The sequence below is a fragment of the Massilia sp. DJPM01 genome, from assembly GCF_030348125.1.
In the GTDB taxonomy this organism is placed as follows: Bacteria; Pseudomonadota; Gammaproteobacteria; order Burkholderiales; family Burkholderiaceae_D; genus Telluria_A; species Telluria_A frigida.
The window spans coordinates 1-12,483 of record NZ_JAQOZV010000068.1 but is presented as its reverse complement, the minus strand read 5'-3'; the positions used below and the strand labels follow the sequence as shown (position 1 = coordinate 12,483).

The 12,483-nt window shown below is 63.5% G+C and carries 9 protein-coding genes and 2 pseudogenes; 7 read left to right on the top strand and 4 right to left on the bottom strand.

Going from position 1 to position 12,483, the window contains the following annotated elements:
* Positions 1-4 precede the first annotated feature (4 nt).
* From PO883_RS29525 to PO883_RS35260, 3 genes and pseudogenes are all read right to left on the bottom strand, one after another.
* The gene (locus PO883_RS29525) at positions 5-196 is read right to left on the bottom strand and encodes a DUF2892 domain-containing protein (protein ID WP_289312947.1); all 192 of its coding nucleotides are present in this window, start codon (positions 194-196) and stop codon (positions 5-7) included.
* A 260-nt stretch (positions 197-456) separates the two neighbouring features.
* Entirely contained in the window at positions 457-1,137 is a 681-nt protein-coding gene (locus tag PO883_RS29520; protein ID WP_373890116.1) for a sigma 54-interacting transcriptional regulator, read from the bottom strand.
* Positions 1,136-1,291 (bottom strand): annotated as a pseudogene (locus PO883_RS35260) (sigma 54-interacting transcriptional regulator); the annotation flags it as partial. The pseudogene PO883_RS35260 and the gene PO883_RS29520, both read right to left, overlap by 2 nt.
* Between PO883_RS35260 and PO883_RS29515 the strand changes: the two are divergent.
* Positions 1,251-1,688, top strand: coding sequence for a c-type cytochrome (locus PO883_RS29515; protein WP_289312946.1), 438 nt, complete (start codon positions 1,251-1,253; stop codon positions 1,686-1,688). The pseudogene PO883_RS35260 and the gene PO883_RS29515 overlap by 41 nt on opposite strands.
* 262 nt (positions 1,689-1,950) lie before the next feature.
* Here the strand turns inward: PO883_RS29515 and PO883_RS29510 are convergent, their stop codons facing one another.
* Entirely contained in the window at positions 1,951-3,975 is a 2,025-nt protein-coding gene (locus PO883_RS29510; RefSeq protein WP_289312945.1) for a cation-translocating P-type ATPase, read from the bottom strand.
* Here PO883_RS29510 and dnaK point away from each other — a divergent pair.
* The 6 genes and pseudogenes from dnaK to PO883_RS29480 all read left to right on the top strand — a co-directional run bounded on the left by dnaK (position 3,974) and on the right by PO883_RS29480 (position 11,964).
* Positions 3,974-5,881: a molecular chaperone DnaK gene (gene dnaK / locus PO883_RS29505; RefSeq protein WP_289312944.1), complete on the top strand. Its 1,908-nt coding sequence runs from the start codon at positions 3,974-3,976 to the stop codon at positions 5,879-5,881. The two genes, PO883_RS29510 and dnaK, sit on opposite strands and share 2 nt — an antisense overlap.
* An 81-nt stretch (positions 5,882-5,962) precedes the next feature.
* Positions 5,963-6,613, top strand: a complete 651-nt coding sequence (locus tag PO883_RS29500) for a TolC family protein (RefSeq protein ID WP_289312943.1) — start codon at positions 5,963-5,965, stop codon at positions 6,611-6,613.
* A complete protein-coding gene (locus PO883_RS29495) occupies positions 6,582-6,992 on the top strand; it encodes a hypothetical protein (RefSeq protein ID WP_289312942.1) in 411 nt (136 codons plus the stop codon). Before PO883_RS29500 ends, PO883_RS29495 begins: the two co-directional genes overlap by 32 nt.
* Positions 6,989-7,669 carry an ABC transporter ATP-binding protein gene (locus PO883_RS29490; RefSeq protein ID WP_289312941.1) on the top strand — a complete coding sequence of 227 codons (681 nt, stop codon included), beginning with the start codon at positions 6,989-6,991 and terminating at the stop codon, positions 7,667-7,669. Before PO883_RS29495 ends, PO883_RS29490 begins: the two co-directional genes overlap by 4 nt.
* Positions 7,585-8,694 (top strand): annotated as a pseudogene (locus tag PO883_RS29485) (ABC transporter permease); the annotation flags it as partial. The gene PO883_RS29490 and the pseudogene PO883_RS29485, both read left to right, overlap by 85 nt.
* Before the next feature lie 543 nt (positions 8,695-9,237).
* The gene (locus PO883_RS29480; protein WP_289312939.1) at positions 9,238-11,964 is read left to right on the top strand and encodes an HAD-IC family P-type ATPase; all 2,727 of its coding nucleotides are present in this window, start codon (positions 9,238-9,240) and stop codon (positions 11,962-11,964) included.
* The last annotated feature ends 519 nt before the right edge of the window (positions 11,965-12,483 follow it).

Here is a 12,483-nt window from a genome sequence, read left to right as displayed (position 1 = left end):
TGGTTCATTTTTCAATCGTGCAAGTACGAAACCCGAACGGACAATACGCCGGACAGAAGCGAAAGATCCCGGTGGCCAGCGGCACCAGGCCAAGCCAGCCCCAGGGGCCGATCACGCCAAACAGGGTGGCCGCGATCAAGCATGCCCCTACCAGAATGCGAATTGTCCGGTCAATACTGCCTACGTTCGCTTTCATGCTTGCCTTTTTCAGTGAGTAGATGGTGGAAAGGTTCTGGAGAACCATCTCCTGCCCTTGACGCCGCACGAGAACACTTGACGCCGTGCAAAGTTCATATCGATGATATGTGCAAGTTCTGTGCCAACGCAGGCCACATCAATTACTCGTGGAATAACAAGGGCTTGGCTTGGCAGGCTGGCCGTCGCTCATTCCAGGCACACCCGTGCGCTACTGCCAAGTTGACAGCGCTGGCAGTGTTTGGCAGTGGACCGATCAAACTACGCCAGCCCCGCCTCTTTCAGGCGCCTGTAGAGCGTACGTTCGCTAATGCCCAAGTGCGCCGCCAGTTCGCCGCGGGTACCGTCAAACGTCGCCAGCACCGTTGGCAAACCATCGCCGGCGGCATCGGTGCGGATCGCCGTCGGGATGACCCGTATGGCTGGCGCGACAGGCAGATGCTCGATGCGAATCACGCCGTCGTCGGCAAACAAGCTGGCCCGCTCCAGCACGTTGCGCAACTCGCGCACGTTGCCCGGCCACGCGGCCTGCTGCAATTGGGACATGGCGTCGGCATCAATTGTCAGCTTGCGCTTGCCCGCGCCGGCACGTTGCAGGAATGAATTGACCAGCAAGGCAATGTCTTCGGCGCGCTGGCGTAGCGGCGGCAACTGTATCGGGAAGGCACTGATGCGGTAATACAGGTCCTGCCGGAATTGCCCATCCATCATCATTTTTTCCAGTGGCTTGTGGGTCGCGGCAACGAGGCGGAAATTGGCGTGCAGCGTCTCGACGCCGCCAACGCGCCGGTAGGTGCCCGATTCGATCAGGCGTAGCAACTTGACCTGCATCGTCAGTGGCACGTCGCCTATCTCGTCGAGAAACAGGGTGCCCCCCCCCCTGCGCGGTCTCAACCAGTCCTGGTTTGCGCGTGCCGGCCCCCGTGAACGCACCTTTTTCATGGCCGAACAGTTCGTTCTCGAACAGCGTTTCGGTCAATCCCGAGCAATCGACCACGACGAACGGGCCGCCAGCGCGTGCGCTCGATTCATGCACGGCCCTGGCAAACAGCTCCTTGCCGGTACCGGATTCCCCCAGCAACAACACGGGCAACATCGACGGCGCCACCCGCTGCACCGCCGCCAAGGGCAGGGGATTCGGTCCGCTCGATCAAAAACTGACAGCCAATACGGTCAACGGCAAAGCGGTGTATGCAGGCAAATGCGCCAGTTGCCATGGGGTGGCCGGCGCGGGCACCAAGAATCCCGACGGGGGATATCTATTTCCTCCGGTTTGGGGCAAGGACGCGTTCAACGACGGCGCCGGCATGGCCCGCACATTCACCGCCGCAGCCTTCGTCAAACACAACATGCCGTTGGGGCAGGGCGGCAGCTTGTCCGACCAGGATGCCATCGACGTCGCCGGGTATTTTACGCATCAGCCAAGACCGGTGTATCCGCACAAGGCGAAGGATTGGCCGAAAGGCGATCAACCGAAGGATGCGCGCCGCTGATGCGCTTGCCGTGGATGAGCGATGGTGCGCAGGGTGACGCCCCGACAGCATGTTCGGAACATCGCCAGCACGCGGGCGTCTCTGATGTATAGCCTGATCCTGGCGGCAGGGGCCATCGCGGGCGGTGCCGCAGTGGCATTTTGGCTGACGCGCAACCTGTCCGGACCGAAGCACCGCGTTCCACACCCAATTCCCGGGTGTGGAACGCAAGGACAGCACAGCGCGTTGTCCTACGTTTGTCGTGCCGGAGCGGACATGTGCGCTACTGGCTGGCGCAAGCGTCGACGTGTCGCGTCTTGTTTGCCAACTGCTTGACTGATTCGAACCATAACAAACTGAGCACCCATGCGGCGATTCCGATCATTGCCAATGTCAAATTGGGCAACGCAAAGGCAAAAAGCGATCTCAGGAGAGGGATGCCAAGTATCAATGCGAGCAATGCGGCAGCAGTGCAAGCGATGAATGGAAATACGGGGTTCCTGCCATCATCTCGATTCCAGGTCGATTGCGTCCATGAGCGGTTCACGTAAATGAGACCCAGATGCGACAGCACCAGCACGCAAAAAACGCTGGCGCGGACGGCGCCATCCGAATGGGCCAGTACGCGCCCGAGGCTAGCGACGCCAACGAGCACGCACAGCAGGCCGCCACCTTGCCAGAGGGCTCGCAAGATGAGCTCGCGATCGAACAGGCGTGCATCGGGCCGGCGTGGCCCGGCGAGCATGGTGTGCGCCTCGACCGGTTCGGCCTCGAAAATCACCGAACAGGCTGGGTCGATGATCAATTGAAGGAACAGGATATGCACCGGCATCAGCAGCATGGGCCAACCGAGCAGGACGGGCAGGATTGACAGGCCGACGATCGGCACATGGGCGGCGACGACGAACACGATCGCCTTGCGCAAGTTCGCGAACACGCGGCGCCCATGCCGCACGGCGGTCACCAGCGAGGCAAAATCGTCGTTGAGTAGCACCAGGGCAGACGCCTCGCGCGCCACGTCGGTGCCACGGGCGCCCATGGCCACACCAATATCGGCCGCCTTCAACGCCGGTGCGTCATTGACCCCGTCGCCGGTCATCGCGACAACGTCGCCGCCGGCACGGAATGCCTGTACCAGGCGCAGTTTCTGGGCCGGCTGGATCCGGCAAAACATGCTGGTTGCGGCAAGCCGGCCGTGAAGTTCCTCGTCGCTCAAGGCGGCCAGTTCGGCCCCCGTCATGGCAGCGCCCTCGCAAGCCAGGCCTGCCCGCCGAGCTATCGAGATGGCCGTCGCCGGATGATCGCCCGTGATCATGACGACACGAATGCCTGCCCGTCGGCATTCGGCGATCGCAGCAGGAACGTCCTGGCGCAGCGGATCCTCCAGCGCGATCAAGCCCAGAAACGCGAAATCAAAATCGTGCTGATTGCAAGGCAACAGGCTTGCATCGAAGGTGGCGCGGGCGACACCGAGCACGCGCAATCCCTCTCCTGCCATGCGTTCCACGTGCCGGGTAATCAATGCGCTATGGCTGGCATCGAGATGACAGAGATCGATGATCGATTCGGGCGCGCCTTTCGCGGCGATCATCTTGGCGCTGCGATCGGGTGATTGCCAGACGCGCGACATCGCCAGCATTTCCTTCGATAATGGGTAGTCGCTGAGCAGTGTCCAGTCGCTGTGCAGGTGCGCGGTATTGTCCAGCAGGCGATGGCCGGCCTCGCCGATGGCCAGCTCCATCGGGTCGACGGCACGGCGGTGGCTGGCCAGTACGGCAAACTCGAGTACGTCGTGCAATGCCTCATCCAAAGTGGACGCGTTCGCGCCGGCGGCATCGTACGCCGCCGCCGGGGCCCATATCTTGCGCATTGCCATGCGGTTCATGGTCAGGGTGCCGGTTTTGTCCACGCACAGCAATGTCGTAGCGCCGAGCAGTTCGATCGCCGGAATGTGCCGCGCCAGCACCTTTTCGCGGGCCAGCCGCCATGCTCCCAATCCGAGGAAAATGGTGAGTACAACCGGCAGTTCCTCCGGCAGGATCGCCATCGCGAGGGTCAGCCCGGCGAGCGCCCCGGTCAGCCAATCGCCGCGCACATGCCAGTACACAAAGGCCAGCACCGCCGCCAACGCCAGCCCCACCAGCGCCACCTGTTTCACCACCCGCCGGGTTTCCTGTTGAATCGGGGTCAATTCGGCCTGCAGGCCGGCCAGCGATGCGCCGATGCGACCACGCGCGCTGCGTGCGCCGGTGGCGACAACCTGGCCGCGCGCGTTTCCTTGCGCGGCCAGTGTTAGGAGAAGCGTCATGGGAAGAATCATCGGGATCGACCTGGGTACAACGAACTCGTGCGTGGCCATCATCGAGAACGGCCAGCCGAAGGTCATTGAAAATGCGGAAGGCACGCGCACCACGCCGTCGATCGTCGCTTACCAGGAAGATGGGGAAATCCTGGTGGGCGCCGCAGCCAAGCGCCAGGCCGTGACCAATCCCAAGAATACGCTGTTCGCCGTGAAACGCCTCATCGGCCGCAAATTCGACGAAAATGAAGTGCAGAAGGACATTGCTCTCATGCCATTTCAAATCGTCAAGGCCGACAATGGCGATGCCTGGATCGGCGTGCGCGACAAGAAGCTGGCGCCGCCGCAAATATCGTCCGAGGTACTGCGCAAGATGAAGAAGACCGCGGAAGACTATCTGGGCGGGGAGGTGAGCGAGGCAGTCATCACGGTGCCGGCCTATTTCAACGATGCGCAGCGCCAGGCCACCAAGGACGCGGGCCGTATCGCGGGCCTGGATGTCAAGCGCATCATCAATGAACCGACCGCGGCGGCGCTGGCCTTCGGCCTGGACAAGAACAACAAGGGCGACCGCAAGATCTGCGTCTATGACCTGGGCGGCGGCACCTTTGATGTGTCGATCATCGAAATCGCCAACGTCGACGGGGAAAAGCAATTCGAAGTGCTGTCGACCAACGGCGACACCTTCCTCGGCGGCGAGGACTTTGACCAGCGCATCATCGACTACATCATTGACGAATTTCAGAAAATCAACGGCCTGGACTTGAAGAAGGATCCGATCGCCCTGCAGCGCATCAAGGCATCGGCCGAGCGCGCCAAGATCGAATTGTCGTCAGCCCAGCAGACCGAAATCAACGAGCCGTACATCGCCATGGCCAACGGCGCGCCGGTGCATTTGACCTTGAAGATCACGCGCGCCAAGCTTGAGTCTTTGGTCGAGGAACTGATTTCCGCGACCATCGAGCCGTGCCGGATCGCCATCGAGGACGCCGGCGTCAAGGTCGCCGAGATCGACGACATCATCCTCGTCGGCGGCATGACGCGCATGCCGAAGGTGCAGGAGAAGGTCAAGGAGTTCTTCGGCAAGGAGCCGCGCAAGGACGTTAATCCCGACGAAGCCGTTGCCGTCGGCGCTGCCCTGCAAGGCGCGGTGTTGTCGGGGGATCGCAAGGACTTGCTGCTCCTTGACGTCACGCCCCTGTCGTTGGGAATCGAGACCATGGGTGGCGTGATGACCAAGATGATCCACAAGAACACCACCATTCCGACCAAGTTCAGCCAGGTGTTCTCCACCGCCGACGACAACCAGCCCGCCGTGACCATCAAGGTCTACCAGGGCGAACGCGACATCGCAGCCGGCAACAAGGCACTGGGCGAGTTCAATCTGGAAGGCATTCCGCCTGCTGCGCGCGGCACCCCGCAGATCGATGTGTCGTTCGACATCGACGCCAATGGCATCTTGCACGTGGGGGCCAAGAACAAGGCGTCCGGCAAGGAAAACAAGATCACGATCAAGGCCAACTCGGGCCTGACCGAGGCGGAGATACAGAAGATGGTCAACGACGCTGAAGTGAACGCCGAGGGCGACAAGCAGCTCAAGGCGCTGGCCGAGATGCGCAATGCGGCCGATGCGCTGATCCACACGACGCGCAAGTCTTTGCTGGCACATGGCGACAAGCTGCCGGCGGGCGAGCGCGACAGCATTGACACGGCGATCACACAACTCGATTCCGTACTTCAGCATGGCACGCAGGCCGAGCTGGAACCGAAGATCGCGGCACTGTCGAGCGCAGCCCGAAAGTTGGACGAGCTTGCCAGCTCCCAGCATCAGGCGCCGCGCGAGGGCAAGCCGGAAGCAGCGGCCGCCAAGCAAGGCGACGACGTCGTCGATGCCGACTTCAGCGAAGTCAAGTAGGTCGACAGCCCCACCTGTCGCTATCGCAGCGCGGAGGACGTGGCGAAGGCGCGCTCTTTGGACCTTGAATCGGAATGAAAAATGGCAAGCTCCACCCTGCGATGCGCTATGCGCGTCCGCCCCGGCTCGGGCATGCGAGAGGTCGTGATCGTGATGGCGTGCATGACGGCGCTCCTGAGCGCTTGCGCCAACGTCCAGCCGCAGCGCCGGGGTACGGCAATGGATGACGTACCTGCAGCATGGTCGGCCAACGCAGACATACTCGCGCCTGGAACAACGCAGTTGTCGCAATGGTGGCTGCGTTTCGACGATCCGATGCTGAGCCGCCTGATAGCGCAAGCGCTGCTGACAAACACCAGCGTCGTTGGCGCACAAGCGTCCCTGCGCCAGGCGCGGGCACTGCGCGACGTTTCAGCGGCGGCACTGCTGCCTGCCTTGCTTGCCTCGGCCTCGGCCTCGGCGCAGCATGGCGCCGGCGGCGAGGGCGGTAGCAGCAACCGCTTTGCGGCCGGACTGGACGCGCGCTGGGAGCTCGACCTCTTCGGCGCACAGCGCAGCGCGCTTGCCGCCAGCACGGCTGCCGCCGCCGCGAGCGCCGCCAGCCTGGCCGATGTGCAGGTGTCGATTTGCGCCGAGGTCGCGCAAGTTCCCGGCCCGTATCACCCGGGTCGGCTTTGGTTCGACGATCACCGACAATGTCGTGACGTATCTGACCTACCTCGACGTGGATAACGGCGAACTGAGCCTGCGTCCGGGCATGACGGCCACCGCCACCATTATCGCGATGCAACGCGATGATGTGCTGCTGGTCCCCAATGCCGCGTTGCGCTTCACGCCCACCGTGGCCGAGAAGGCGACGCCGAAGGGCGGCATCGTATCCAGCCTGATCCCCAGCCGCCCGCGCAACGGCACGCGCAAATCGGGCGCGGCCGGCGCCAGCACCGCGCAAGCGCGTGCAGTGTGGGTGCTGCCGAAGGATGGCAAGGGTGCGGCAGTGGCGGTAGCGGTAAGGCCGGGCATCAGTGACGGGCGCATGACGGAAATTGTTGGTGGCGATCTGCAGGTGGGCATGCGCGTGATCACCGACCAGAAGAGGGCGGGCGCCAAATGAGCGATGTGCTGATCCGTCTGCGCGGCATGAGCAAGGTCTATGGCACGGGCCCGGCGCAGCTCATGGCGCTCAAGGGTATCGATATCGACATCGCCGCCGGCGAGTTTGTCGCCATCATGGGGCCCAGCGGCTCGGGAAAATCGACCGCGATGAACATTCTGGGCGGGTTGGACACCCCCAGCGCTGGTCAATACATCTTCAAGGGTGCGCATGTCGAGGCACTGTCGCGCGACCAGCGGGCCCGCCTGCGCCGCCGGTATCTGGGATTTGTGTTTCAGGGCTTCAATTTGCTTGCTCGCACCTCGGCCCAGGAGAACGTGGAGTTGCCGTTACTGTATCGCGGCGACAATCCCAAGGTGCGGCGTGAGGCGGCGATCGAGGCGCTGCGCTCGGTTGGTCTGGCCGGTTGGGAGCACCACACGCCGGCCGAACTATCCGGCGGGCAGCAGCAACGCGTGGCCATCGCGCGCGCGATCGTCACCGCGCCTGCCGTGTTGCTGGCCGATGAGCCCACGGGTAACCTCGACACCCAGCGCAGCCACGAGATCATGGGCCTGATCCTGGCATTGAACCGGGACCACGGTATCACGGCGCGGTCATCACCATGGTCACCCTGGGCAAGGGCGCGACCCTGGCCGTGCAGCACCAGATCTCGGGTCTGGGTACCAATCTGCTGATGGTCCGGGTAGGACAACGCCAGGGGCCGGGCGGCGCCGCAAGGGCGCCGCAATTCAAGGAGGCCGATGCGCAAGCGATCCAGGCGCAGATCGGTGGTGTGGCGGCGGCCGCCCCCGAAGGGCGCGCCGGCGTCACCGTGGTGGGCAACGGGCGCAATTGGGCCACCAGCGTGACCGGCAGCAGCAATGCCTGGTTTGCGACAGGCAATTGGAAAATCGCTTCCGGGCGCCTGTTTGAAGACCAGGAGCAGGGCGCTGGCGCGGCCGTCTGCATCGTCGGCGAAACTGTGCGGCGCGAAATCTTCGGCGGCAAGGCAGGGCTCGGCGAGCGATTGCGCATCAAGCAGTTCTCCTGCGACGTGATCGGCGTGCTGGCCGCGAAAGGCCAGGGGGCGATGGGCAACGACCAGGACGATACTGTCGTGGTGCCGTTGCGCACGCTGCAGCGCAGAGTCACGGGCAGTCTCAAGGTCGGTACCCTGCTCGTCTCGATGGCAGAGGGCAGCGACAGCGCGCCCCTGAAGGCCAGCCTGCGGCAACTGTTGCGCGAGCGTCGCAAGCTGGCCGACGGCGACGACGACAATTTCAACATCCTCGACACGCAACAACTTGCCGATACGCTCTCCGGCACGACCAAGGTGATGACAACGTTGCTGGGCGCGGTCGCCGCTGTGAGCCTGCTGGTCGGTGGAATCGGCATCATGAATATCATGCTCGTCAGCGTGACGGAACGCACGCGCGAAATCGGACTGCGGCTGGCCATTGGCGCGCTCGAGAATGAAGTGCTGTTGCAGTTCCTGATAGAGGCTGTGGTGCTGGCGGCGCTGGGCGGACTGGTGGGGATAGTCATTGCCAGCGGCGCAGCGTACGTGCTGGCCGGCGTGATGGGCGTGCCCTACCTGTTCGATCCGACGATCAATCTCCTGTCATTCCATTTTTCCGCCATGATAGGCGTCCTGTTCGGCTATTTTCCGGCCCGGCGGGCGGCACAGATGGATCCGATCGAGGCCTTAAGGCATGAATAGGCATGAATAGGCCGGCTGCACTGTCCATGCTGGTCCGCTTAGTTTGGCATGGGTTCGGTCGCGCACGGACAGGGCTTGCCGAAGCGTTCACAATTGACAGATCAGCGGCCCCAATTCGGACGCACATCGCAGCAACATCGTTTATCCCATTGATCAAGGACCACGCCATGCGTACGCCATATTCCATTTTCCGACGTCTGGCGGGAAGGCTCGTTACATTGAACGCCGCACGCCAAACGGCCCCGGACACAGCGCTACACGGCGTGACTGCGCGCGCAACCAGGCCGGCCCGACCCGTTAGCGCCGCCGCCAAGGTCAAGCGCTTGTCAACGACATGGCAAGTGCATGGCGAAACGCCGCAGACACCCTCCAATCTGATGTAGCAACTGAGGCGGCGAGAAACGCCGCGCTCAAACCTGGAACGAACATGTTGACCTTTCTACTCAGCTGCGGATGCATTGATCGCGGTGCGGCTTTCGGCGTCGCCGCAGGTGCCGATTTTATTGCACAGTCATATGCCGCCACAGTCGGCCGGTGCGCGCCGTGAGCGCGCCACAGTCGACGCAGGCGCATCCCTGGCACGCCCTGGAATCAAGCATTGCCATCGAGCGCTTGAGCAGCGACGCGACGGCGGGGCTGTCGTCGCAAGCGGTGGCCCAACGCACACTCGAGCACGGGCCGAACGCGCTGCCCGAGCCGGCCAAACGTTCGCACCTTGTGCTCCTGCTGCGCCAGTTTCAAAGCCCATTGATCTATATCTTGTTCGTCGCGGCGGCGTTGGCGGGTGCCATGGGGCATTGGGGCGACGCCGCCGTCATCCTGGGTGTGGTCCTGGCCAATGCCCTGATCGGGACCTATCAGGAGGGACGCGCCGAACGCTCGATGGCTGCGCTGCGCAAACTGTCGAGCTTGCAGGTGCGCGTGCTGCGCGCTGGCAGCGAGCAGGCTGTGGCGGCGCTCGAACTGGTCCCTGGCGACATCCTGTTACTGGCAGCGGGCGACGCGGTCGGCGCTGACGCCCGTCTGATCGACGAGTCCGCGCTGGCCGCGGCCGAGGCCACGCTGACGGGCGAGTCGGTCCCGGTGTCGAAGAATGCAGCAGCCTTGCCGGAAGCGACCGGTCTCGCCGATCGCCACAACATGGTGTTCTCCGGCACTTACATCACCGCTGGCCGGGCGCGCGCACTGGTCACCGCCACCGGCGTCCATACCGAAGTTGGCGCCATCGCGCGCCTGACCGAAGGCGCCGAGGAACCGAAGACACCGCTGGAACTTCGCATCACCCAGTTCGGCCGCTACCTGGTGATCGCGGCGATCGGGCTGTTCGTGGTGGTGATGGCGCTCGGCCTGGCGCGCGGCCTGCCATTTTCCGAGGTGCTGATGGTGGCGATCAGCCAGATGGTGTCGGTCATACCTGAAGGATTGCCAGTGGCGATGACGATCGCGCTCGCCGTCGGCATGCAGCGCATGGCGGGCCGCGGAGCGATCATTCGCCGCCTGTCGGCGGTCGAGACCCTGGGCGCGATCACGGTCATTTGCAGCGACAAGACCGGCACGCTCACGCGCAACGAGATGACCGTGAGTGCGCTGTGGTTTCCCGGCGGGCGCACCATTGAGATTGCCGGCGTGGGATACGCGCCGCAGGGCGACCTGACCGAATCCGGTTGCGCGCTGGCCCCCGCCGACCCGCAGGTCATGGCATTGCTGCAGGCCGTGGTGCTGTGCAACGACGCGGAACTTCTGCCTCCCGGGGATGAAAAGACCCAGTGGACCGTGCTGGGCGACCCGACCGAAGCGGCGTTGCTGGTGGCTGCTCGGAAGGCTGGGGTCGAGATTGCCAACTTGCGCCAGGATCGTCCGCGAGCGGCCGAAGTGCCATTCGATTCGGACACCAAGATGATGGCCACCAGCCACCGCGGCGCGGGTGGTCCATCCACGGTGTACATCAAGGGCGCGCCCGAGGCCGTACTGCGGCTGTGCAGCGGCGCCGGCCACGACGTGCTGCATGGTGCACACGCGGCCGCCGACGAGATGGCCGGGCGCGCACTGCGCGTGCTGGCCGTGGCGCGTATCGATGACTTTGCGCTGACGGCGGCCACCGGCTTTGACGAACTGGCCGGCCGCGCCACGCTCCTTGGCCTGCTGGGCCAGATCGATCCACCCCGTGAAGAGGTCAAGGTAGCGGTGGCCGCGTGCCGCGCGGCCGGCATTCGTCCGATCATGGTGACGGGCGATCACAAGCTGACGGGGCTGGCCATTGCGCGCACGTTGGGCATTGCGCTGGACGCAGACCGTGGCGTCGACGGCGCCGAACTGGAGCGCATGAGCGATGCCGAATTGCTGGAAGGGCTGGACAATATTGCCGTGTTCGCACGCGTGCATCCAGCCCAGAAAGTGCGCATCGTGGAGGCGCTGCAAGCGCGCGGCGACGTGGTTGCCATGACCGGGGACGGGGTCAATGACGCCCCGGCGCTGGCGCGGGCAGACGTGGGCGTGGCGATGGGCATCACCGGTACCGAGGTGGCCAAGAGCGCGGCCAAGATCATCATTACCGATGATAATTTTGCCACCATCGTCGGCGCGGTCGAGCAGGGAAGGGTGGTCTACCGCAATTTGAAGAAGGTGATCCTGTTTCTGTTCGTCACCTCGGTCGATGAGGTACTTGTGCTCTTGCTGGCGCTGCTCACGGGCTATCCGATGCCGCTGGCGGCAGTGCAGATCCTGTGGATTAACATCGTCACCGAAAGCACGCTGACGGTCAATCTGGTGATGGACCCGCCCGACGGCGATGAGATGACCCGTGCACCAGTACCACGCAACGACCGGCTGCTGGACAATGCCATGCTATGGCGCATCGCCGCGCTGACCCCGATGGCGGTGATTGCCACTTTCGGCTGGTTTGCTTGGCGACAGTCCCAGGGCTTGTCATATGACCTGATCCGTACCGAAACCTTTACCGTGCTGGCGTTGTGCCAGTGGTTCAATGTCCTGAACTGCCAGTCGGCGTCGCGCTCGGCGCTGCAGTTCGGCATCTTGCGCAATCGCTGGTTGATCGGCGGGCTGGTCCTGAGCATTGCGCTGCACGCTGCCGTGTTGTACTGGCCGCCATTGAACGCGCTATTCCACACGGCGCCGATCGGGCTCGCCGATCTGCTCCCCCTGGTGGCGTTGGCGAGCAGCGTACTGTGGGTGGAGGAATTGCGCAAAGGGATCGTTCGGCTGCGGGGAAACCGGGCGGCATTGCCGGAAAGCCGCCCGCCAGCCATCTGATGTGTCGGTTCGTGGCCGGTGAAGCAGGGAATTGGCGCGGCCTGGCGTGCGCCTGCGTAACGCGCCTGCCTTACAGGGCAGGCTTGCGGCTGGGCGAAGGAGGAGATCAAATTTTGTTGTTGGGCGACGCGCAGCTTCTGGCCCAAGGACCGGCCGGCGAACGTATCATGCGATCACTAAAGGCACGCCGTAGGCACGCCGGGACGAATTGAACCTCAACGCATATTCTGCTGGGAGATTCACCTTGTGGCGGCGGGTTCCCCAGGCGCGGTCACAACGCACATGCTCACCGATTCCCAGCAGGCGTTCTTTGGCGCGACAAGCCTTGCGCAAGCCTTGCGATCCCGATCGACTAGCCGGACAGTTTTTACCGCCACGCGAAACGGTTCAGCGACAACATCTTGCAACGTCAGACAATTTCGCCCATTACCACCTTTTAAATCGACATTACCGAACATATTGTCGAGTTAGCTTGCCGGGTGAGATGTGCCGTTCGTGGGCTCCCTGTTGACGACGCCG